The sequence below is a fragment of the uncultured Bacteroides sp. genome, assembly GCF_937912035.1.
GTDB lineage: Bacteria > Bacteroidota > Bacteroidia > Bacteroidales > Bacteroidaceae > Phocaeicola.
This window is the reverse complement of sequence record NZ_CALDPF010000045.1, coordinates 1-24,474: the sequence shown is the minus strand read 5'-3', so window position 1 is coordinate 24,474 and position 24,474 is coordinate 1. Positions and strand designations below refer to the sequence as shown.

19 protein-coding genes and 1 pseudogene are annotated in these 24,474 nt (G+C 40.2%); 8 read left to right on the top strand and 12 right to left on the bottom strand.

The annotated features are described in order from the left end of the window. Window positions 1-9: 9 nt before the first annotated feature. On the top strand, window positions 10-750 hold the full coding sequence (locus tag Q0486_RS13260; protein WP_299234260.1) for an SDR family NAD(P)-dependent oxidoreductase: 741 nt from the start codon (window positions 10-12) through the stop codon (window positions 748-750). Window position 751: 1 nt separating this feature from the next. Here Q0486_RS13260 and Q0486_RS13255 read toward each other — a convergent pair whose 3' ends face one another. The 4 genes from Q0486_RS13255 to Q0486_RS13240 all read right to left on the bottom strand — a co-directional run bounded on the left by Q0486_RS13255 (window position 752) and on the right by Q0486_RS13240 (window position 7,253). Next, a complete protein-coding gene (locus Q0486_RS13255; RefSeq protein WP_299234257.1) occupies window positions 752-2,119 on the bottom strand; it encodes an MATE family efflux transporter in 1,368 nt (455 codons plus the stop codon). Between the two features lie 191 nt (window positions 2,120-2,310). Continuing rightward, window positions 2,311-4,056 carry a phospho-sugar mutase gene (locus Q0486_RS13250; protein WP_299234255.1) on the bottom strand — a complete coding sequence of 582 codons (1,746 nt, stop codon included), beginning with the start codon at window positions 4,054-4,056 and terminating at the stop codon, window positions 2,311-2,313. 292 nt (window positions 4,057-4,348) lie between these two features. Further along, on the bottom strand, window positions 4,349-5,674 hold the full coding sequence (ffh, locus tag Q0486_RS13245) for a signal recognition particle protein (RefSeq protein WP_299234252.1): 1,326 nt from the start codon (window positions 5,672-5,674) through the stop codon (window positions 4,349-4,351). 256 nt (window positions 5,675-5,930) lie between these two features. Then, window positions 5,931-7,253, bottom strand: a complete 1,323-nt coding sequence (locus Q0486_RS13240) for an MATE family efflux transporter (protein WP_299234325.1) — start codon at window positions 7,251-7,253, stop codon at window positions 5,931-5,933. A gap of 234 nt (window positions 7,254-7,487) precedes the next feature. Here Q0486_RS13240 and Q0486_RS13235 point away from each other — a divergent pair, with 234 nt between their 5' ends. Further along, the gene (locus Q0486_RS13235) at window positions 7,488-8,843 is read left to right on the top strand and encodes a hypothetical protein (protein ID WP_299234251.1); all 1,356 of its coding nucleotides are present in this window, start codon (window positions 7,488-7,490) and stop codon (window positions 8,841-8,843) included. A gap of 87 nt (window positions 8,844-8,930) precedes the next feature. On the opposite strand, the gene Q0486_RS13230 is transcribed toward Q0486_RS13235, so the two are convergent. From Q0486_RS13230 to Q0486_RS13200, 7 genes are all read right to left on the bottom strand, one after another. Beyond that, the gene (locus Q0486_RS13230) at window positions 8,931-10,967 is read right to left on the bottom strand and encodes a M13 family metallopeptidase (protein WP_299234248.1); all 2,037 of its coding nucleotides are present in this window, start codon (window positions 10,965-10,967) and stop codon (window positions 8,931-8,933) included. 14 nt (window positions 10,968-10,981) lie between these two features. Beyond that, window positions 10,982-12,931: an ABC-F family ATP-binding cassette domain-containing protein gene (locus tag Q0486_RS13225; protein ID WP_299234246.1), complete on the bottom strand. Its 1,950-nt coding sequence runs from the start codon at window positions 12,929-12,931 to the stop codon at window positions 10,982-10,984. Window positions 12,932-13,299: 368 nt separating this feature from the next. After that, window positions 13,300-14,571, bottom strand: coding sequence for an adenylosuccinate synthase (locus tag Q0486_RS13220; RefSeq protein ID WP_154043968.1), 1,272 nt, complete (start codon window positions 14,569-14,571; stop codon window positions 13,300-13,302). 24 nt (window positions 14,572-14,595) lie between these two features. Beyond that, on the bottom strand, window positions 14,596-15,054 hold the full coding sequence (locus Q0486_RS13215) for a Fur family transcriptional regulator (RefSeq protein ID WP_299234242.1): 459 nt from the start codon (window positions 15,052-15,054) through the stop codon (window positions 14,596-14,598). A 52-nt stretch (window positions 15,055-15,106) separates the two neighbouring features. Beyond that, on the bottom strand, window positions 15,107-15,778 hold the full coding sequence (locus tag Q0486_RS13210; RefSeq protein ID WP_299234239.1) for a DNA alkylation repair protein: 672 nt from the start codon (window positions 15,776-15,778) through the stop codon (window positions 15,107-15,109). A gap of 9 nt (window positions 15,779-15,787) precedes the next feature. Beyond that, complete coding sequence (locus Q0486_RS13205) at window positions 15,788-17,752, bottom strand: dihydrofolate reductase (RefSeq protein WP_299234236.1); 1,965 nt, start codon at window positions 17,750-17,752, stop codon at window positions 15,788-15,790. Continuing rightward, window positions 17,739-18,203: a helix-turn-helix domain-containing protein gene (locus Q0486_RS13200; protein ID WP_299234233.1), complete on the bottom strand. Its 465-nt coding sequence runs from the start codon at window positions 18,201-18,203 to the stop codon at window positions 17,739-17,741. The genes Q0486_RS13205 and Q0486_RS13200 overlap by 14 nt, the downstream gene beginning before the upstream one ends. A gap of 148 nt (window positions 18,204-18,351) precedes the next feature. Here Q0486_RS13200 and recQ point away from each other — a divergent pair, with 148 nt between their 5' ends. Further along, window positions 18,352-20,172 (top strand): DNA helicase RecQ, encoded by a 1,821-nt coding sequence (recQ, locus tag Q0486_RS13195; protein WP_299234230.1) that lies wholly within the window; start codon window positions 18,352-18,354, stop codon window positions 20,170-20,172. Window positions 20,173-20,206: 34 nt separating this feature from the next. Here the strand turns inward: recQ and Q0486_RS13190 are convergent, their stop codons facing one another. Beyond that, window positions 20,207-21,031, bottom strand: coding sequence for a tetratricopeptide repeat protein (locus Q0486_RS13190; RefSeq protein WP_299234227.1), 825 nt, complete (start codon window positions 21,029-21,031; stop codon window positions 20,207-20,209). A gap of 115 nt (window positions 21,032-21,146) precedes the next feature. Here Q0486_RS13190 and msrA point away from each other — a divergent pair, with 115 nt between their 5' ends. From msrA to Q0486_RS13165, 5 genes and pseudogenes are all read left to right on the top strand, one after another. Then, entirely contained in the window at window positions 21,147-21,632 is a 486-nt protein-coding gene (msrA, locus tag Q0486_RS13185; RefSeq protein ID WP_299234224.1) for a peptide-methionine (S)-S-oxide reductase MsrA, read from the top strand. 225 nt (window positions 21,633-21,857) lie between these two features. Further along, window positions 21,858-22,223: a BlaI/MecI/CopY family transcriptional regulator gene (locus Q0486_RS13180; RefSeq protein ID WP_299234221.1), complete on the top strand. Its 366-nt coding sequence runs from the start codon at window positions 21,858-21,860 to the stop codon at window positions 22,221-22,223. Window positions 22,224-22,328: 105 nt separating this feature from the next. After that, window positions 22,329-22,625, top strand: a pseudogene (locus Q0486_RS13175) (transposase); the annotation flags it as partial. Window positions 22,626-22,859: 234 nt separating this feature from the next. Continuing rightward, the gene (locus tag Q0486_RS13170; RefSeq protein WP_299234218.1) at window positions 22,860-23,108 is read left to right on the top strand and encodes a glycosyltransferase; all 249 of its coding nucleotides are present in this window, start codon (window positions 22,860-22,862) and stop codon (window positions 23,106-23,108) included. 173 nt (window positions 23,109-23,281) lie between these two features. Next, on the top strand, window positions 23,282-24,474 hold a 1,193-nt coding region (locus Q0486_RS13165; RefSeq protein ID WP_299234215.1), incomplete at its 3' end, for a 6-bladed beta-propeller.

Sequence of the window (24,474 nt, the reverse complement as noted above, 5' to 3'; positions counted from 1 at the left end):
AGAACAGCAATGACAAACAATACGAAACGTGCAGTAATTATGGGAGCTACTTCAGGATTAGGCTATGAAGTGGCACGACTTCTGCTTGCAGATGGCTGGAAACTGGGAGTGGCAGGACGCAGGGAAGAGAACCTGAAGAAATTACAGTCGGAATTTCCAGGACTGGTATGTATAAAAGCCATAGACGTAAAGGACTGCAATGCCGACAAGGCACTTTTATCTCTGATTGACGAACTTGGCGGTATGGATATGTATTTCCACAGTTCTGGTATAGGATACCAGAATGCGAGACTTGATGCCGATATAGAACTGAATACACTTGAAACAAACGGGACTGGATTTACCAGACTGGTAGGTACTGCTTTCAGATATTTCAGAGAAAAAGGCAGAGGACATATTGCAGTGATAAGTTCCATTGCCGGAACGAAAGGTTTGGGCGTAGCGCCTGCATATTCTGCCACAAAAAGATTTCAAAATACATATATTGATGCATTAGAGCAACTTGCCACTATGCAAAAGCTGGATATCCGTTTTACGGACATACGCCCCGGATTCGTCGCTACAAGTCTGCTTAACGACGGCAAGAACTATCCTATGCTGATGAAAACGCCATACGCAGCCAAACTGATAGTTAAAGCCGTAAGAAAACATAAACGGGTAGCAATCATTGACTGGAAGTACGCTATCCTGGTATTTTTCTGGAGACTCATACCACGATGCATATGGAAAAGGATGAAAGTGAAAAACTAAATCAAGCTGTATGCAGAGTATTCTCCTTTTCCACTATACGGCATAACCTGCGATATACATATCTGAATGCCGGAAGAAGAAAGGCCACGGCAAACATCCATGCCACAGGATCACCAAAGCATACCGCCCAGTATCCCCACATTGGAACAGCCACTACGCTGACCAATATGCGGGCTATCATCTCAGCCACTCCGGAAAGCATAGACAGCTGGGTATAACCGGCTCCCTGAATGGTATATCTGAATATACATACCATACCCAAAAATATGAAGAATGAAGCCGATACATGCAGAAACAATGCAGTGTCGGCCAATACTTCTGTTTCAGAAGCATCGACAAACAACATGGCTATCTCTTCAGAAAAATTCCACAAGACCAGATTCACCATTGCTACATAAGCAACAGTAAGCAACATTGATGCTTTAACACCCTGCCATATTCTCTCCGGTTTTCCTGCTCCATAGTTCTGTCCGCTGTATGTAGCCATTGCCATACCAAGACTTTCGAGCATACAAAGGAAGAACATCTTTATCCTCATAGCTGCCGTAAATGCCGCCACACATGCCGTACCCAAAGCATTATTGGAACTCTGAAGCATTATACTGCCAATGGCTGTTATGGAAAACTGGAGCCCCATAGGTGCACCTATGTATAGCAACTGTTTCGCCAATTCTGGTCGGAAACGTCTGTCGGCAGGAGCAGTTTTAAGAATGTCAAACTTGCGATACATATATTTGTAACACATCAGCGCCGATACTCCCTGCGAAACAACAGTGGCTATAGCAGCACCGGCAACACCCCATCCCAACACCAGGATACATACCAGATCAAGAACAATATTCAGTACAGTAGATATTAGAAGAAACCAGAACGGTGTCTTGCTGTCGCCCAATGCACGTATTATACTGGAAAGAAGATTGTAATAGAATGTACACGGAATACCGATAAAAGTCACCAAAAGATATAGATAAGCTCCTTCCATGATATTATCAGGCGTCTGCATCCATTTCAAGATATAGGCACATAGCAGACTCGTAACAATAGCAATGGCAACAGACATCACTCCTGCCAGTTTCAGGCTGACAGATACAAATCTGCGCATAGTGACATAATCGCGTGCACCGAATTTCTGAGCAACAGGAATACCGAAACCACCGCAACATCCATTACAGAAGCCAAGGATAAGAAACACTACAGACGTGCTAGCACCTACAGATGCCAGTGCATTGATACCAAGAAACTTACCCACTATCGCAGCATCTACAAACGAATATGTCTGCTGAAGCAGATTTCCCAATAAGAGTGGAACTGTGAAATTCAATATAAGAGGCAGAGGAGCCCCGGATGTCATCTCTTTAGACTTTGCCATATATCCTGTACTTTTTACCGGGATGCAAAGGTAATGTATTTTCTACACTCATAGACTTAGGGTTATCAGGATTTTAACAAAAAATAAACTGCACCGGACGATATTGTTCTCACAATCATCATCCGATGCAGTCTGAATATTATTTGAAAATCGTTTGCAAAAGCATTGCAAAACTTTTGCAAGACACCTTATCAGATACCAAGAGATTTCTTGACAGCTTCAATCTTTTCTTCAGCGTCTGCGCATGCTCCGGCATAGCACTTAGGACATGCCATTTCGCCCTTGATTTCCATATAGAACTTAATCTTAGGTTCTGTTCCTGAAGGACGTACAGAAATCTTAGTACCGTCTTCTGTGAAGAACTGAAGCACATTAGATGGTTCCGGCATATCGATGTCTGTTACATTACCGTTACCGTCTGTAGCCTTAAGAGTCTTGTAGTCCTTAACAAGAGCAACCTTGGAACCGCCAAGTTCCTTAGGAGGACATGCACGGAAGTTGTCCATCATAGCCTTTATTTCATCCGCACCACTCTTACCTGGTTTAGTAACGTTTACAGTCACTTCCTTAGAAAAACCATACTCAACGTAGATTTCCATCAATACATCGTACAATGTCTTGCCCTGATCTTTAGCCCAAGCACATATTTCAGCAAGAAGAGCACATGCAGAAACAGCATCTTTATCACGAACGAAATCTTCAGCAAGGAATCCGTAGCTTTCTTCACCACCACCAATGTACTGTTTGATACCTTCGTTCAGACGGATCTGACGTGCAATCCATTTGAAACCAGTGTAGCAGTCGTACATTTCAATGTTGTTCTTATCAGCTACAGCCTTGATAAGTTCAGTAGTAACGATTGTCTTTACAACGAATTCATTACCCTTCATCTTACCCATAGCGATACGGTTCTTGATGATATAGTACAAGAAAATCAAGCAAGTCTGGTTACCGTTGATAAGTACCCATTCTCCTTCGCTGTTCTTGCAAGCCATACCAACACGGTCAGCATCAGGGTCGGAAGCCATAACGATATCGGCATCAATGCTCTTAGCAAGGTTGATAGCAAGTGTAAGAGCCTCAGCATTTTCAGGGTTTGGAGAAACTACAGTTGGGAAATCACCACTCTTGACCATCTGTTCAGGCACGCAGTGAACATTTTCGAATCCCCACATCTTAAGAGCCTGAGGAATAAGCATCATACCTGTTCCGTGGATAGGAGTATAAACGATCTTAAGATCTTTCTGACGTTTGATAACTTCAGGATCGATAGAGATTGAGTGAACTTTTTCCAAGTAAACATCATCTACATCCTTACCGATAATCTGGATAAGGTCTTTGTTGCCTTCGAATTTGATATCTGCAGCAGAAGCAATCTTGTTAACTTCGTCGATGATACCCTTATCATGTGGAGCAAGAACCTGTGCACCATCATCCCAATATGCTTTGTAACCGTTGTATTCCTTTGGATTGTGTGAAGCAGTAAGGATGATACCGCTCTGGCAGCCAAGGTGACGGATAGCGAACGACATTTCAGGAGTTGGACGCATATCGTCGAAAAGATATACCTTGATACCGTTTGCAGAGAAGATGTTTGCAGAGATTTCAGCAAACAGACGGCTGTTGTTACGACAGTCGTGACCAACAACTACAGAAATATCTTTCTTGCCTGCAAAACATTTGTTAAGATAATTAGACAATCCCTGAGTTGCAGCACCTACAGTGTAGATGTTCATGCGGTTTGAGCCAACGCCCATGATACCACGCAAACCACCTGTACCAAATTCAAGATCTTTATAGAATGCTTCAATCAAGTCTGTCTTGTCTTCGTTTTCTATCATACGTTTTACTTCTGCCTGAGTTTCGGCATCGTATGCTGGTGTCAACCATTTCTGTGCCTTCTCAATACAAAGCTTAATTAATTCTTCGTTTCCCATGATTAGTCGTTATTAAATGATTATTGATTATATGATTAATTATCCACAAAAATATAAAATGAAAACAAATTATCCTAATGTTTTAATATTAAATGAAACATCTTGACAAAAAGAGGTATTTCGGCAATCTGAAACAAAATATATTATGCAGAAATTGATTTCTGTTTAATCGTTCCCTCTTGCAAGATAAATATTTAATAAATAAAAAATTAAGGCTGAATGCCATTTAAACAATGCTTTATCACTGTTCAAACGGTATTCAGCCCGATTAGTATTTCAAAATGAATGCGTATTATTTCTTCTTAAGTTTTTGCATCATACCAGCCATCTTACTGCCAGTCACCATCTTCATCATCTTGCGAGTCTGGTCGAACTGCTTGAGAAGGCGGTTAACCTCCTGAATGTTCGTACCACTACCCTTTGCGATACGCATACGGCGAGAACCATTAAGGATTTCAGGATGAGTACGTTCTTCTGGAGTCATTGAATATATGATTGCTTCAATACTCTTGAACGCATTGTCGTCAATATCAATATCCTTGATAGCCTTACCCACACCAGGAATCATAGAAGCAAGTTCCTTGATGTTACCCATCTTCTTGATCTGGTTTATCTGTGTAAGGAAGTCATTGAAGTCAAACTGATTCTTCTGGATTTTCTTCTGAAGACGTTTGGCCTCTTCTTCGTCGTACTGTTCCTGTGCACGTTCAACGAGTGATACGATATCACCCATGCCTAGGATGCGGTCTGCCATACGTGCAGGGTGGAACAAATCGATTGCGTCAAGTTTTTCACCTGTACCTACGAACTTGATAGGCTTGTTAACTACAGTACGGATAGAAAGTGCGGCACCACCACGAGTATCACCATCCAACTTAGTAAGAACTACACCGTTGAAATCAAGGCGTTCGTTGAACTCACGTGCTGTGTTTACAGCATCCTGACCTGTCATTGAATCGACTACGAACAGTGTTTCATCAGGATTAATAGCTTTCTTGATAGCCTCAATCTCGTTCATCATCTGTTCGTCGATAGCAAGACGACCGGCTGTATCGACAATAACAAGGTCATAGCCCTTAGCTTTTGCCTCATGGATTGCATTCAAAGCAATCTGTACAGGATCCTTACTGTCAAGTTCTGAATAAACAGGAACTTCAATCTGCTGTCCAAGTACCTTCAGCTGTTCAATAGCTGCAGGACGATAAACGTCACAGGCTACCAACAGAGGCTTACGGTTTTTCTTGGTTTTCAGCATACGTGCCAACTTTCCTGAGAAAGTAGTCTTACCTGAACCCTGAAGACCTGACATAAGTATCACTGCAGGGCGTCCTTTAAGTTCAAGCTCAGCTGTTTCACCACCCATCAGTTTGGTAAGTTCGTCATGAACAATCTTAACCATCAACTGACTTGGTTTAACTGCTGTAAGCACGTTCTGTCCCAAGGCTTTCTCCTTTACTGTATCTGTAAAGTTTTTCGCAACCTTATAGTTCACGTCGGCATCAAGCAAGGCGCGACGTACATCTTTCAGAGTCTCGGCAACATTGATTTCGGTGATTTTACCTTCACCTTTCAATATCTTAAACGACCTCTCAAGTCTTTCACTTAAATTATCGAACATATATTATTTGGATTTTTCTTAATTTCTTCTATTTCAACGGGGTGCAAAAATACATAAAAAAACTTAGAGCCCGTTTTAATTTTCCATAAAAAAGAGTTTATAACCCATTTTTCGCTTTGTTTTGAGTTTCTTTTTGGTCTATTTCCCAGCTTTCAATCGGCGCATAGCCCGCTATGCTTCTCATTAAAGCAGAAAAATATCCTCAAAAATAAATATCAAAACAACAGCGTGCAAAATTAAAACAGGCTCTTTTCCCTCAAATCTTTTTATTCTGCCATTTTGCTTTTTTCAAATATATAATACTGAAAAACAACATAAACGAATAATACACCACTTCGGTAGTGAAACAAATCTCTACAGGCTGACGTAAAACCATACCTACAATCACTACATAAAGCGCATAAAATATCAGAACTCCGGTTTCCAATACCAACGCCGCCTGCGTATTTCCCGTACCGGAAATTCCATTGAAATAGATATTGGCAAGCGAGGCTATCATCATCGCACCGCAAACCACATACAGTGCAGGAACAGATTCGGAAATCAGCGTAGGGTCGCCACTATACACCGAGAGTATTAGGTCTGGAAACAGTACTGTCAGAATAACACAAACCACCATTATAAGGAAAGAGACACGGACTATGCGATGAAGCAAAGCCACAACCTTATCTGTTCCTCCCGCACCAATCAGATTGCTGACAAGTGTATTAGCCGTAGTGGCAAGAGCCTGAACAGGGATAAGAAGAACTATATACACACTCCTCACAATGTTGGCTATGGCAAGTTCCCTCTGCCCCAAGCGTTCGAGGGCCATGAAGAATACAAACCATATAGCCATCGAAAGGAAATACTGAATCATTGTAAACGACGATATGCTCATAATTTTACTCACCATGCTGAAATCAACACTGAACGAACGTCTGAAACCGTATTTTCTAAGATCAATCCTGCAATATGTATATATCAGGAAGAATACCAGTGATGACGCTTCTGCTATAACGGAAGCCAAAGCTGCACCTCTGACCCCCATCTCAGGCAATCCCAATTCACCGAACACCAGACCATAGTCGAGTACTACATTCACGAGTGCCATCACAACGGAACTGAGAGTCAAGACTTTCGTATTGGTAATTCCAATATAAAAAGCCCTGAACATTACATTGAGAAAAGCAAAAAGGAATCCCCATATACGCCATGTAAAAAACTGATATGTAGCTTCGTATATAGTATCGGAAGTTATAAGCATACGTATCAGCGGACCGGCAAAAATATACATAACTACAGCAAGCACTACAGCCATAAGGAAGCTGAACATACTGCCCTGCATCATAACCGGACCGACATCACGGTAGTTTCCTTCGCCATTGCGGCGTGCTATCAATATCTGCGAACCTATACTGAAACCAAATGCCACTGTATAGACACAGATATATAGTAGACCTCCCATTGCTGCAGCTCCCAAAGCCACTTCACCTACGTGTCCGAGGAAAGCAGTATCTGTAACATTGATAATATTTTGGGCAAGCAGCCCGAGAAGTATAGGATAAGTAACGCGCCAGATTTCTTTATTGGAATACATATTCATACACGATGTTTATTCTATATTATAAATATGCAGCAAAGATACGAAAAGAACTCTTCAATACATAATTTCATATAATATTATATATGTATCCCCATGTCCGATAGGAGACTTTGTTTCACTTAAAACTATTTCATCCACATCAATATTATTGCATTACAATCAAAAAAGCTTGTATATACCAAACAAAAACAATACCTTTGCGGCTCCTTAACCAATTTTTAAAGCTAAATGAATAAATTTTTATTATTAGGCGCAACGGCGCTTATTGTTTCAAACACAACTTTCGCAGGAGATTATCTGACTAATACAAACCAACATGCTGCATTTTTAAGAATGGCAGCACGTGGAGCGTCAATAGATGTTGACGGAGTTTACAGTAACCCTGCAGGTCTTTCTTTCCTTGAAAAAGATGGCTTCTATCTGTCTCTTACAGGACAAAGTGCATATCAGACAAGGGAAATAAACGCCAGTTATAAAACATACAAGGGCATGAGCACTCCTACTACACCTGAATTAATGGACGTTAATGAATACTATAAAGGAACTGCATCTGCTCCATTCATTCCTTCATTCCAAGGCTTGTATAAAAAGGGAGACTGGACTATCTCTGCCGGATTTGCCATTACAGGAGGTGGAGGTAAAGCATCGTTTGATAACGGCCTTCCAATGTTCAACTCGCTTGTAAAAGCTGGTATTTTCCAACAAACAGCAGCGGCAGGACAACCTGTCGGAGCAGACAAAGTAAACATAAACAGTGCTTTAGACGGAACTCAATATATATTCGGAACTCAGTTAGGACTTTCTTATAAGATTAATGATTGGCTGTCGGCATACGTTGGAGGAAGAATGAACTACGTAAAAAGCAGTTATGAAGGTTTCCTGAAAGCCAACCTCATTGAAGCCCTCGGAGGTAAAGAACTTATGACAATGAACCTGGACTGCCAGCAAAGCGGTTGGGGAGTCACTCCTATAATAGGAATTGATGCAAAGTTAGGAAAACTAAATCTCGCAGCAAAATACGAGTTCAAAACAAATCTAAATATAGAGAATAAGACAAAAGTACTGGATGTACCAAAGAGTATTCCTGAAGAAGTAATAAAGCCATACGCCAATGGCGAACAGACTCCGAATGACATACCTGCATTCCTAAGTGTTGCAGCTCAATACGAGATTCTTCCCACTTTACGCGCATCAGTAGAATATCATTTCTTCGATGACAAAAATGCCGGAATGCTTAATGATCGCCAAAAAACACTGAAACATGGAACTCATGAATATCTGGCAGGTATTGAATGGGATGTTATCAAAAGACTTACATTAAGCGGCGGTTTCCAGAAAACAAACTACGGCCTTAGCGATGAATTCCAGACAGACACAAGCTTCTATTGCGATTCATATTCATTAGGTTTCGGAGCCAGAGTTTATCTAAGTCAGTCTTTAAGCATGGATATAGCATACTTCTGGACTAATTACAGTGACTATAGCAAAACTACTGACAACTATAACAATACCAAACTCCCGGGAACAGACATTTACAGCCGTACCAACAAGGTGTTTGGCCTCAGCTTGAACTATAATTTCTGATAACTTTTTACTTAAAAATCAAAAGCCGTTTGTAGATGTGAATCAAACTACAAACGGCTTATTTTTATCTTAATTCTTCAATAAGAATTACCAAACTCTACAACGGTTTTCAGGTGCAAGATACATTGAATCTTTTTCAGTGATACCGAATGCTTCGTACCATGCATCAACATGTGGAAGAGCACCGTTCACACGCCATTCTCCAAGTGAGTGAGGATCTGACTTAGTACGTGAGCGGATTTCCTCTTCGCGGATATTACCGGCCCAAAGTGTAGCGTATGCGATGAAGAAACGCTGGTCAGCAGTAAATCCGTCTTCTTCAGGAAGAGGATTGTTCTTTGTTGCATTCTTATATGCTAGATAAGAAACATTCAAACCTCCGTGGTCTGCTATGTTTTCACCCAAAGTCAACTGTCCGTTAGCCTTCAATCCCGGAAGAACTTCAATGTTGTTGAAAAAGTCAACCATTACTTTTGTACGCTCGTTGAAACGGTCACCGTCACCTTCAGCCCACCAGTCTTTCAAGTTACCGTCCTTGTCGTACTGGCGTCCCTGATCATCGAATCCGTGTGTCATTTCATGACCGATTACCACACCGATAGCTCCATAGTTGAAAGCATCGTCAGCATTCATGTCAAAGAACGGATACTGAAGAATTGCGGCAGGGAAACAGATTTCGTTAGTCTGAGGATTGTAATATGCATTTACAGTCTGAGGACTCATCAACCATTCATCCTTGTCAACAGGTTTTCCGATACGGCTTAACATGTCTTTTGTGCCCCACTGTGCAGCACGGCATACATTTGCCCAGTATGAATCTTTCTCGATGTTAAGGTCAGAATAGTCTTTCCATTTGTCAGGATAACCTACTTTTACGTGGAATGTAGAAAGTTTCTCCATAGCTCTTACCTTAGTGCTGTCGCTCATCCATTCCTGTGCCTGGATACGTTCGCCAAGAGCTGACTGAAGGTTCTTAACCAATGCCACCATACGTTCTTTGGCAGCTGCCGGGAAATATTTCTCTACATACATCTGACCTACGATCTCGCCCAACATTCCGTTAACGGCATTAACTGCACGTTTCCAGCGTGGCTGGTTCGCCTGACGGCCAGACAATACCTTACCGTAGAAATCAAATCTTGCAGCTACAAAATCATCGCTCAGATAATTTGCTGCAGCATCAAGAAGATTGTACTGCAGATAAGAGATATGACGTGAAAGAGGCAAAGTATTGATAAGATTTTCCACTTCCTTGATAGGCTCAATCTGCTCTACGTTGAGTTCTGTCACACCTTCTACTCCCAAAGCCTTGAGATAAGCATCCCAATCAATTCCAGGGAAAGTCTTCTTCAAGTCATCGTATGACATTTTATGATAGTTGGCTTCAGGATTACGACGTTCTACTGCGCTGTAAGAAGCCTTTGCAATAGCTGTTTCAACTTCCATCACATCAGCCATTTTCTGTTTAGCCTCATCTTCTGAGAAACCAGCCAATGTGAAAAGCTTAGTGATATACAGTTTGTACTGTTCACGGATAGCGGTTGTACTTTCGTCTGTATCAAGATAGTATTCCTTTTCTCCAAGGTTAATACCTCCCTGGGCAATCTGGAAGATATTCAAAGTACTGTTCTTTGGATCACCATATACATAGTTGCTGAAATATGTACCTATACCGTTGTTGAACATTTCAGCCTTAACCTGCATAATCTGGTTCTTGTCAGATATTGCAGCTATTCTGTCAAGCATAGGTTTGATTGGAGCTATACCATCAGCATTAAGCTTTACGCTGTCCATTGCCAGATTATACAAGTCTCCGATTTTCTGTCCCTGGCTTCCAGCCTGATTTTCCTTTGAAGCAAATCCTTCAATCATTTCCTTCAACTGCTTCTGGTTGTCTTCCATAAGCATTTCGAATGCTCCATAGCGTGAGTATTCAGCTGTAAGCGGATGTGAATCATTAAAACCGCCACAAGCAAAACGGAAGAAATCATTTCCCGGAACTGCTGTTGTGTCAAGGTTGGCAAGGTTTATTCCTGTGCTCACCTTTGCTTCCTTCTGGCCTGCACATCCGGACAGTGCGGCTACAGCCAATGCTGCAAAAGCAATACAATGTTTAGTTTTCATAAATTAATATTTAGTTATAGTTCTGTTTTAAGTTCATCTATTTCCATCAGTGCCGTCTCCCACTCTTCCTCAATCTGGGAAATCTGGTTTTTCAAATCCTGATGCTGTTCATAGAGTTTCATGTCGGATGCTCCCTCAGGAGTAGCCATCTTTTCTTCCAGTTGCGATATTTGAGTTTCTATTTTGGAAATTCTGTCTTCACAGTCGGCAGCCTGTTTTTCCAGTTTTCTGATTTTCTTGTTCAGTTCCTTTTGGGCTTCGTAAGAAAGCTTACTTTCCGACTGTGCCGGCTGTTGCACATCTTTTTTCTGTGAAGAAGCTGTAGGCGACTGCGACAGATGAAGTTCATTCAGACTTTCCATTTTCTTTTTCTGAAGGAAATCGTATATACCTCCGATATGCTCTTTCACTACTCCACCACCAAACTCATATACCTTGGTTACAAGTCCGTCCAGGAACTCACGGTCGTGGGATACGACAATTACCGTTCCGTCAAACTCTTTGATAGCCTCTTTCAAGACATCTTTAGAACGCATATCCAAATGGTTGGTAGGCTCGTCAAGTATAAGAAAGTTCACTGGTTCAAGCAGAAGCTTTATCATTGCCAGACGGCTGCGTTCTCCTCCTGAAAGGACTTTTACCTTCTTTTCTGAAGCCTCACCTCCGAACATGAAAGCCCCAAGAATATCACGTATCTTCAGACGGATATCACCTTTTGCCACACGGTCTATTGTGTCGAATACTGTTACATTCTCATCAAGGAGCTGTGCCTGATTCTGTGCGAAATATCCTATCTGTACGTTATGTCCTATAACAAGTTTTCCCTCGTACGGAATCTGATCCATAATACACTTGACTAGTGTAGATTTACCTTCACCGTTCTTTCCAACGAAAGCTACCTTCTCACCTCTGTTTATTGTAAGAGTGACATCATGGAACACAACGTGGTCACCGTATGCCTTCTTTACATTCTCGCATATCACAGGATAGTTTCCCGAACGGATAGCAGGTGGGAATTTCAGTCGCAAAGAAGAGGTATCCTCATCGTCTATCTCTATAGGAACAATCTTTTCAAGCTGCTTAATACGGCTCTGCACCTGAACAGCCTTCGTAGCCTTGTATCTGAAACGTTCGATAAACTCTTCTGTATCCTTTATTTCCTTCTGCTGGTTTTCGTATGCACGAAGCTGCTGCTCGCGGCGTTCCTTACGCAACACCACAAACTCGTCGTACGGGACCTTATAATCATATATATGTCCGCATGAAATTTCTATAGTTCTGTTCGTAACATTATTGATGAAGGCACGGTCGTGGCTGACAAGTACCACAGCTCCGGGACTCATCTTCAGGAAGTTTTCAAGCCACTGTATACTCTCTATGTCAAGATGGTTTGTAGGCTCGTCGAGCAAAAGAACGTCAGGACGACGTAACAAGAGTTTTGCAAGTTCAATACGCATTCTCCAGCCACCGCTGAATTCGGATGTAGGTCTGTCAAAATCGCTTCTTGAAAATCCCAATCCCGTAAGCGTACGTTCTATCTCTGCCTTATAATTTGTTCCGCCCATCATCATGAACCTCTCGTTCTCATGAGTGAAGCGGTCTATCAGTTCGTGATAACTTTCAGAATCGTAGTCTGTTCTGTCCGCCAATTCCTGATTCATTCTGGAGATACTGTCCTGCAATTCAAAAATATGCTCGAAGGCCATTTCAGCCTCAGCCATAACAGTTCTGGTATCACTCAGTATCATTACCTGAGGCAGATACCCTATTGTAACTCCACGCTGAACCGCCACTACTCCATCAGTTGGGGATTGCAGGCCTGCAAGAATCTTTAGCATGGTAGATTTACCGGCGCCATTCTTACCGACAAGTGCTATACGGTCCTTCTTATTTATCACGTATGATACATCCTCAAACAGAGGAGTAACTCCAAACTCAACTTTTAATCCTTCTACTGAAATCATTCTCTACATATTGATTTACAAAGTGTCGGCAAAGTTAGTATTTTTACATTAAATAGGAATTATCGGTTAACAAGATTTTATAATGAAAGCCCAAAATAAGAGACGCCCTCAATCACAGAGAACGCCTCCCAACTGAAGGATTAAATTTAAGAGAGAGATAGTAATTAATAATTTGTTTCCACAAATATATATTAAAATAAACAATTGCAAAAATTTAAAGCTTAATTCTTTCAAAATAAAAGCAAACAGATATTATTCACAAATATTTATTCAATAAATAAACACTTTTGCTTACGAAAAAACAAAAGCTGCTGATTTTCATTCAAATCATGAAAACCAGCAGCCAAATATATTATAATCCCGAAAGATTATTCTTCAGTATATCTTTCAATTGTCTGTGCACGGTCAGGACCTACAGAAACAATCTTGATTGGAGTACCAAGTTGTTCTTCAAGGAATGAGATGTAAGCATTGAATTCTTCAGGGAATTCATCTTCGCTAGTCATCTTAGTCATATCAGTCTTCCATCCCGGCATTTCTACGTAAACAGGTTCTACACCTTCGTTGATATCGAATGGGAAGTAATCTATTTCCTCGCCGTTTACCTTATAAGCAACGCAAGCCTTGATTGTTTCGAAACCGTCAAGAACGTCGCTCTTCATAAGAATAAGCTTAGTAACACCGTTAATCATGATAGAGTAACGCAAAGCTACAAGGTCAACCCATCCGCAACGGCGTTCACGACCAGTAACAGCTCCGTATTCATGACCAAGATCACGGATTTTCTTTCCTGTTTCATCGAACAATTCAGTTGGGAAAGGACCTGAACCAACACGTGTACAGTAAGCTTTCATGATACCGTAAACCTCGCCTATTTTGTTAGGGCCAAGACCAAGACCAGTACAAGCACCTGCACAAATAGTGTTTGAAGAAGTTACGAAAGGATAAGAACCGAAGTCAACGTCAAGCATTGTTCCCTGAGCACCTTCGCAAAGAACGCTCTTACCTTCTTTAAGAAGATTGTTTATTTCGTGTTCGCTATCTACAAGGTTGAACTGACGGAGATATTCGATACCTTCCATCCACTGTTTTTCAAGTTCAGTGATATCATATTCATAGTTCAAACTTTTCAAGATCTGTTCGTGACGAGCTTTTGCAGCGGCGTATTTAGCTTCGAAGTTGTTCAATATGTCACCTACACGCAAACCGTTACGGCTGACTTTGTCTGTATATGTAGGACCGATACCCTTACCGGTAGTACCAACTTTTGAAGCTCCCTTTGCTGCTTCGTATGCTGCATCAAGAATACGGTGTGTAGGCAATATAAGATGTGCTTTCTTAGAAATGTGCAAACGTTCCTTCAAAGGATGTCCGCTTGCCTCAAGAGCCTCGGCCTCTGCCTTGAACAATGCCGGGTCAAGCACTACACCATTACCGATAATATTTACTTTGTCACCCTGGAAAATTCCTGACGGAATAGAACGGAGAACATATTTCTGTCCTTCGAATTCCAAAGTATGACCTGCGTTAGGGCCACCCTGAAAACGCGCAACTACATCATAGCGTGGAGTCAAAACATCGACAACTTTACCTTTACCTTCGTCGCCCCACTGTAAACCTAACAAGACATCTACTTTCATGATTCTTATATTTAAAATAGTTTTTTATTTATTCCTTTTTCGTTTGGCCACACACTTACTACATAGTCCGTATATATATAATGAATAATGCGAAGCCTGAAAACCTTTTAATTTACTTTGTACTATGGCCTGTTTCAAATTCTCATCCTCAAACTCAGAAACCTTTCCACATGCAGTACATATCGTATGATGATGTGTTTCATTATTATACGACCTCTCATATTGTGAAGTATTTCCGAATTGATGTTTGATTACCAGACCGGCATCTATCAAAAGAATTATAGTGTTATACAAGGTAGCACGGCTGACACGGAATTTTTCTTTCTCTTCCATATACTGAAGCAAGGTTTCTATATTGAAATGTCCCTTTATAGAATATATGGAATCAAGTATAGCATAACGCTCGGGCGTCTTACGATGTCCGTTCTTCTGTAAGTACTCTGTAAGCACCTGTTTTACCGTATCTTTTATCTTATCTGCCATTAAAAAATATCTTCAGCCGTCAAAGTTAATATAATTTACTCAATCCAAGAAACTATTGACAATATTCTATATCATATTTTATTTCATCGATATAAAGTTTCAGTTCCGGATTGGCTGTTTTGCTTAAAAGGCCCAACTGTCTGCCCACCATTTTGGCATTCTCTTTTGACTGTGTGGCAAACTTCTTCAGTGCTGTGGCAGCAGCCTTCTTCACCATAGGTTCTCCACCTTCGATTTCAGTGAATGCCTGATCCAAAAACTCCGCCTCGGCACGTTCGTTCAACTTCATGCCCTTCATAAGAAGGCGAGTCATCAGCATATATCCGCAGAACTGGAAATAAAGACGTTCGTCCGCAATCCATTTGAACACTACATCCGAAGCATAATCCACATTCTGCAATATATTCATAACGGTGTATTCTGCCAATTCAGGATATTTCATGTCCTCAATCCATATTTCGGCTATATCCTTATAGAAAGAATCGACAGGCTGAAGCAGTGTAGCCATTATCTTGCACTCACGGATATTCTCTTTCCACAAAGCCTGAGCCAATTCGTGACTTTTCTCATATCCAGCAGCAATTTCCTTGATACGGGAATATTCGATACCGAAATTCAGTTTATAGTCCATCCCCTTTTCGCGCATACTCTGTGAGATTACACCATTCATATACAAACGGAACTTCGATTTTATATCTTTTATTGTTTCTTGTACGTCGTTCATGATATCAATTCAAAGATTAGAATAGTCAAGGCTATAGCGAAGCATCTGTTCCGCATAACCTTCGGTATAGTCTATTTTTACATCTATAATATTATTCTCATTGTCTGTCAATGCAGTATATACAGGATTTATGAATCCTTTGTAAGGTGCCAGATTTAGAGCCTTATATCTTTCAAGAATCTCGGAATGTAATGCCGGATTAACCTTCACGGCATACTTCTCTACCAGCTCGCGTGCCGCTTCATAATCACCCTCACTCTTTATTCTCTGGATTTCGGCAAGCAACACTCCGAATAGAGAACGTAATTTTTCATAATCGTTGATTACCACGAATGTTTTGGAATCATTTTTCACCAGCTGCACCACACCCTCTGCCGCTCCATGTTCCAAAGCCCATGCGGCAATAAGCTGACGGTTACGCATGTGCGATTCTTCAATACAGCATCCCGGCTCTATTCTGACAAGTTGTGTCAGCAATCCGTTCATCATATACGAGTAGTACTCTGCCTTATAAGCCTCACTGTCCGGAGTAAGCCCAAGTTCCACCATTTTTGCATCCGGTATGTAATAAAGTCCGAACAAATCGGCACGTGCCTCTTCTATTGTAGCACCGTACGCCTTTAAAGCATCAGGATCAACTCCAGGAAGGAGTTTGCCGGAACCGTGACCAAGACATTCATGCAAGTCGGTATGAAGGTCACCTGTTATATCAGCATACTTGTCCAGCAGCTGCTTTTCATATTCACTATACACAAACTCATCTCTGAAACCGTTACCTCTGGCAGCCTTGTTATATGCGTCAGTAAGGTTACCGATTGTAACAGACTTGGAACCGTGAACACTGCGAATCCAGTTTGAGTTAGGCAGATTGATACCTATTGCACTGGCAGGATAAAGATCGCCCGCAAGTATGGCGGCAGTAATAACTTTTGCTGATACACCCTTCACCTCAGACTTCTTGAATTGTGAAGATACAGGCGAATGGTCCTCAAACCACTGGGCATTACAGCTCAACACCTCTGTGCGGTGAGTAGCCTCAAGATCTTTAAAGTTTACTATTGACTCCCAGCTGGCTTTCATTCCGAGCGGATCGCCATAGCTTTCTATAAATCCATTTACAAAGTCAATATGCGACTCTGTATCTTTAAGCCAACAAATGGAATAATCGTCAAATATTTTCAAATCTCCAGTACGGTAAAATTCTATGAGCAGACGTATCACCTCTTTCTGATGTTCATTTTCTGCCACATCCATAGCCTTTTCAAGCCAATAAACAATTTTACGAATGGCATTACCATATTCACCGTCAAGTTTCCAGACCACTTCGGTTATCACGCCATTTTTCTTTTCCAGACGGCTGTTCATTCCGTACATCACAGGAGTTTCGTCATCCGGCGATTTCATGGCAGCATAAAAGTCCTCAGCCTCCTGCTGTGTGACACCTACATAATAATTCGAAGCTGACGTAAGCAACAGGTCCTCACCATCAGCCTGATTGACTCGCTTAGGCATTATGGCAGGGTCAAAAATTACAGGGAATAATTCGTTACATAATCCAACCACAGTTTGCCCATCCTTTAACGGCAACAACGACTTATCAAGCGACATTACTGCATCACGAAGAAAATCTACAGAAAATCCAGGTATGAACTTATCTGTGGAATAATGATGGTGTATTCCGCTAGCAAACCACACTCGCTTGAGGTATACTTCAAACGCTTGAAACTCTGTATCCAAACGATCACCGTCATAATGTTTATAAACAGCTTCCAGCAGACGGCGTATTTTCAGATTATATTTTCCGTTCTGGTCGAACAGTATATCACGTCCGTTTAAAGCTGCTTCGGACAGATAATATAAAAGTTTTTTCTGGTTTAATGTCAAAGACTCGAAACCATGTACTTTATATCGTAAAATCTGCAGGTCTGCAAATTGTTCTACTGAATAATTAAAATTATCTTCAGACATTTTCATGATTTTTTCTGTATTCGTTAGGAGTAATACCTACAATTCTATAAAATGCAGCATAAAAAGACTGACGGTTGGCAAAACCCGACATGGCACTTATCTCCTCTATATTCTTTCCCGCATACCTTTTGTCTGCAAGCATACGTTTTGCATCCCTTATTCTATATTCATTAAGCAAACAGGAAAAATTCATCTTATACTTGGAGTTGACCACAGCAGAAAGATACCTTGTGTTGGTCTTTAAGATCTTTGCCAAATCACTGGCCGAAAAATTAGGCTGTTTGTATCTTTTTTGGGTTACGACAAGTTCATATATCCTTTCGTAAAGCTCATCAGCAAGTTCAGTCCTAATAAGGTCACGATAAGGTGCTGATTTTATTTTCTTTTCCCTCAGATTATATGGCATTTTAACCTGTCCAGCATTTTCATTATTGATTACTTCATGATTATTTTCCATTTGTGCTGATACGTTTTTAGTCCTAGTTTACTATTTTTACAATACAAATTTGTAAGTTTTTTTTTAGACTGCAAAATCTTTGTCAACTTTTTTCGAATGTATCAATATTGAATATTATCTTTGTACTCGCTAAAAACAGACTTACCAGATGCTTGACATTCTCAAAAAATATTTCGGATATACAGAGTTCCGTCCTCAACAGAAAGAAATAATCACAAATATACTGAATAAAAAAGATACCCTGGTTCTTATGCCTACAGGTGGAGGCAAATCCTTATGCTACCAGATTCCGGCACTCATGATGGAAGGTACAGCTATAGTAGTTTCACCACTGATTTCACTCATGAAAGACCAGGTGGAAGCATTGCAGGCCAACGGTATAGCCGCACGCGCACTGAACAGTATGAACACTGATACGGAAAATACAAGCGTACGCATGGAGTGCCTGCAGGGAAAAGTCAAACTGCTCTATATATCTCCCGAAAGACTTATATCAGAAACCAACTATCTGCTTAGAGACATTAAGATTTCCCTTTTTGCAATAGACGAAGCACACTGCATTTCGCAATGGGGACATGATTTCCGCCCTGAGTATACACAGCTGGAGATACTTAGAAAACAGTTCCACCGAGTTCCAATAGTGGCACTGACTGCCACCGCTGACAAAATCACACGTCAGGACATAGTAAAACAACTGAAAATGAACGAACCGGAAGTATTCATTTCCTCGTTCGACCGTCCTAACCTGAGTCTTGACGTAAAGAAAGGCTACCAGCAGAAAGAAAAAATCAGAATAATAAAAAGATTCATAGAGAAGCATGGCAACGAAAGCGGAATCATATACTGCATGAGCAGAAAGACTACAGAGAAAGTTGCAGAACTGCTTTACGACGAAGGCTTCGACACGGCAGTATATCATGCAGGACTGTCAAATTCCGAACGCGAACAGACACAGGACGATTTCATCAATGATCGTGTACAGATAGTGTGTGCCACCGTTGCTTTCGGAATGGGAATAGACAAGTCGAACGTAAGATGGGTGATACATTACAATCTGCCTAAAAGTATAGAGAGCTTCTATCAGGAAATAGGTCGTGCGGGAAGAGACGGTATGAAAAGTGACACCATGTTATTCTATTCGCTTGGAGACATGATTCAGCTTACCAAATTTGCCGAAGAAAGTAATCAGAAGGAAATAAACGTAGAAAAGCTGAACCGTATGCAGCAGTATGCCGAAGCCGACATCTGCCGCCGAAGAATCCTGCTAAGCTACTTCGGGGAAACGATGGATCACGACTGCGGCAATTGCGACGTATGCCGTAATCCTCCGGAAAGATTCGATGGAACGATAATAATACAGAAAGCTCTGAGCGCAATAGCAAGGACCAACCAGCAGATAGCCACAGGAACACTTATAGAAATACTACGAGGTAACTTTACACAAGAAATATCTGAAAAGGAATACGACAAGATAAAGACATTCGGAGCCGGAAGAGATATTCCTTCGCGCCACTGGCAGAACTATCTGATGCAAATGCTGAACATGGGATACATAGAAATAGCATACAATGAAAACAATCATCTGAAAATAACCGAACTGGGAGCCAGGGTTCTGTACGGAAAACAGAATGCGGAACTGGTTGTCATTAAAGAAGATGAATTCACCAACAGACAATACAAAAAGAGCAATATCGGTACATCGCCTGTACAGATTAAGAAAAATGCTTACGGGAATCTGGAAAATGAAGACTCCCTGTTCGAGACCCTGCGTCTGTTGAGACTCAAGCTGGCAGAACAGGAAGCCATACCTCCTTATATTGTAATGTCCGACAGCACGCTGCAATCACTTTGCGACAAGAAACCCAAAAACCTGGAAGATCTGGACAACATTTCCGGATTCAGCGAATATAAAAAGAAGAAATACGGACGCGATTTCGTCAATGCAATAAAGAAATATTACAACTCGTAAAGAAATAAATATAGAATAAAACAACAGATGGAATCTATTTGCATTTCTTAATCTGCTCCAAGAGTGCCGAACGAGGTATACCTAAAGAGATAGCTTTTTCATATGCCTTAAGCGCCTTGGACTTGTTTTTTAGAGACAGATAAACATCTCCCAATTGGACAGTTGTTTCTGCATCCTTTGGGTCGAGACGCAACGCTTCTTCCAGATCAAGAACAGCCGCCTCTGGATATCCTCTTTCCAAATCAAGATTTGCTCTCATTATCAAGAGTGAAGCATCATCTGCAAACTCACCGATGAGCAAATTCAATTTGTCACGTGCTCCGGTAAAGTTTCCCTCAAGCTGATCAAGCATTGCCAACCCTATTCTGGCAGCCTTGTGCGACGGCTCCTTGCCAACAATTACATTATAGTCTATGCGCGCTTCAGTATACTCGCGCCTCTGCATATATATGTATGCACGGTAAAGACGGGCCTCAACATTTTCCGGTATAAGGTCTATCACATTACAGAAATCTACGTACGCCTTAGAATCCAATCCTTTATCAAGATACAAAGTACCACGGTTTAGAAGCATGGCTGTGGAATACGGAGTGATGTTAAGAGCCATGGTATATGCCTCGATAGCCTCATCCGTACGCCCCATGCGTTTCAGGACCGTACCAAGATTGGAAAAAAGAAGAGCATTTCGCGCATTGTTCGGATCCATTTTCAAAGCCTCACGGAAAAGTTGTTCCGCCTGCACGAGACTGTCACTCAAAGCATACTTCATGGCACGTTCCACGACCTCATTGTACGATTGCGAATATAATTGGAATAAAGTACCAAGCGACATAAAAATGAGTATAAATATTTTCTTCATAATCACGAATTTTCTATAGTTTACAACGCAAAGGTAACAGATAAACATATATATAGCGAAAGAGTTAAAATCTTTTTGTATGTTTGCACATTCATTTATAAAACTGACTGAAATCATGAAAACAGAAAAAGCTATTTTTGCCTGCGGATGTTTCTGGGGAGTACAACACCAGTTGGAAAGGGCAAACGGTGTGATAAACACCACTGTGGGATACATAGGCGGACACAAGGAAAACCCTACATACCAGGAAGTAAAGGCTCACACTACAGGACATGCCGAAGCTGTACTTGTAGAATATGACGCCGAAAAGATTTCATACACAGACCTGTGCAAATTGTTTTTTGAAATACACGACCCCGCACAGACTGACGGACAGGGTCCTGACATAGGCCCTCAATACAGAAGCGAGATTTTCTATCTTGACAATTCACAGCTGGAGCAAGCGCAGAATGTTATTGCTATATTGCGCGACAAAGGATATGAAGTCAATACTACACTTACTCCGGCATCTCATTTTTGGGAGGCTGAGGACTATCACCAACATTATTACGACAAAACAGGAGGAGAGCCTTATTGCCATATCAGAGTAAAAAAATTCTGACAAAATTTCAGCGACTGAAATCCCGTATTAAAACAACAGTTCATTTTGACTAAAACGACAGTTCATTTTATTTCGAATGGGCTGTCGTTTTTTTATTGATACCGCCAATCCAAACTGCCAACATGAATTGTTCAATTATTAACCATGTTTAACCTTCTAATATTTGTATAATTACGATTATTTCGTAGATTTGCGAAAAGTTAGTAATTGAAAAATTAATACGATATGGAAAAACTGACATTTCAGGAAGAAGAAGCTATGCGCTTTATATGGAAACTGGGGCCTTGCTATGTGAAAGACGTAGTGGGATGTTACGACGAACCGCTCCCACCCTATACCACTGTTGCATCAATAATAACCAACCTTAAAAGAAAAGGTTACCTGAAAGCCGAAAAGTTCGGAAACACTTACAGATATACCCCACTTGTGAAACAGGAAGAATACACAAAAAGTTCGGTAAGCAGTCTGGTGAAAAACTACTTTGCCAACTCATACAAGGAAATGGTTTCTTTCTTCGCCAAGGAACAGAAGATTTCGAAAGACGAACTTAACGAAATCATAAATCTGATAGAAAAAGAAGATGACAAATAAATCTCCGTCAGAAAGCTGTAAAATTTTAAATAGTTGACGACCGTAAAAACTCTTGAATACAAGTCTTTTGTGGAGTTTGACTATGGGAAACTTGTAGGTGATAAAGAATAGCTATTTGAGAGACTGTTCGTTGACGTAATACAACTTGTAACCAAGCTGAAAAACAATATGAAAGGAGCTTTGAAGTCCGTTTCAGACAAGCTGCTTCTTAGGAAACGAGCCATTATCGAAACCATCAATGACGAACTTAAAAATATAGCACAGGTAGAACATTCAAGACACAGGACATTTGATAATTTCATTGTCAACCTATTTGGTGCACTAGCTGCATATTGTTGCTTTCCAAAGAAACTGTGTATCAATGTTTCACGAACGATTGACACACAGCTTACTTTGTTCTAAATTCGTCGAACTCATGTTAATTTATTTTGCTTTGTAATAAATATAAATTTAGTAAATTTAAAAATAAAAAAACTATAAAAAAAATAAACATAACACTAATACATAATTTATGATTACAATAATTAATAGATTGTGTATACAAGAACAATGTATATTACGTGGACTTTTCCATAAGGATTTAGGATTATGGGATGGAAAAATGGGTATAAGTTTATTTTTTTTGATTATCCGTGAATGCCAAGAATAATTAATCCTTATTGGATAAATTTCATGTTTACCGGTTATCTTTCTGTAGAACAAATACTTGAACTATATGCCTATGCAAATTTTGGAGTAGTTCCTTATATTCATGAAGAGTTTGGTTATGTGGTAGCAGAAATAATGCTGAATATGCTTTCTCTCGTCGTACATGATAACTCTGGGTTACACGAAGTAACCAATACCGGGAAATATGGAGTAGCATTTATATCCGGAAAGAAATAGAAGAGTACAAGATTTTAAAGAAAACATAATCAAAATGACAATGCTTGATATATCAGAAGATAACTTAAAAGAAGGAAGAGAAAAAAATATTTTATTGATCTATTCAAAGAACGAGTGAAGAGTCTTTATGAGAAGAAATTAATATTTATATCTAACCATTAATTTTTCAGCTTATGAAAAAACGAGTCAAACGCATATTTATCTTCTCTATGTTGGCTTCTGTGTTATTATACAGTTGCTCAAGCAAAGAAAAAGAAGTCCCATTGGATTCAGAAGAACTGTTGTCTTTTGATGTATCTACATTGGATGACAGGGAGTATGACGTCAACCTGTCAGAACTTATGGAATCGGTGGAGATTGTACAGCTGGACAACTCTACAGAGGAGGCGTTTGGTAGAATTGTCGATGTAGCAATAAGTAAGAATTATATTGCAACAATAAATGTAGGTAATTGCGTGAAATTATACAAAAGAAAAAATGGAAGATTTCTAGGAAACATCGGCAATCGCGGACAAGGTCCCGGTGAATATCTTTCGGTTTCAGAAATTAAGATTGATGAAGATGAGAATAGAATCTATATATGGGCAGGGATGAGAGACCATATATACTCTTATGACTTAAATGGTACATTTATTCCAAAAGAAACTATATATCTTCCCAAGGGATGTACAACAAGAGGAATAATATTCCCTAATAGAAAAAAAAATGAAGTGATTGTTTTTGGAACGCCTTATTCACATTACCAAAGAGAAAATACTCTTTATGAAAATGAAAAGAATGTATGCTGGATACAAGATTTTAAAGGAAATATAAGGGATTCAATACCTGCCTCAAATTTTATAATACAACGTAGTTCGTCTTTTTGCTGGGCTTCACATATCGACCCCAATACACCCATATATTCTTATGCCTTACGAACAATAAGAAGTGAAATGAGAAGGGACACTATCTATCATTACAACTCAATGACAAATCAACTATATCCGGTATATACAAACAACTATCCACATGAAAGTAATAATGTTATCACTTCACTAGAATCTGTATCGCACTATTATACTATTTATGCTACCTATAGAAAAGGGCGTATTACTAATCCTGAAAACCTTTTGGAATATAAGATATTGCAAGTTGACAAGAAGACGCATAATGGCAAGTATATCCGTATGATGAATGACTATTTGTGTGGTATTGAGGTTGTACTATATGATTTTTTGCTAAGTACAAAAAACAATTATTCATTCATAGATTATCATCCTTTAGATCTGAAAGAGCAATTGGAAGAGGCACTGGAAACAAACAAGGATATGCCTGATGAAGTGAGGAAGCGTATTACCGGAATGAAGAACAGATTGAATGAGAATGA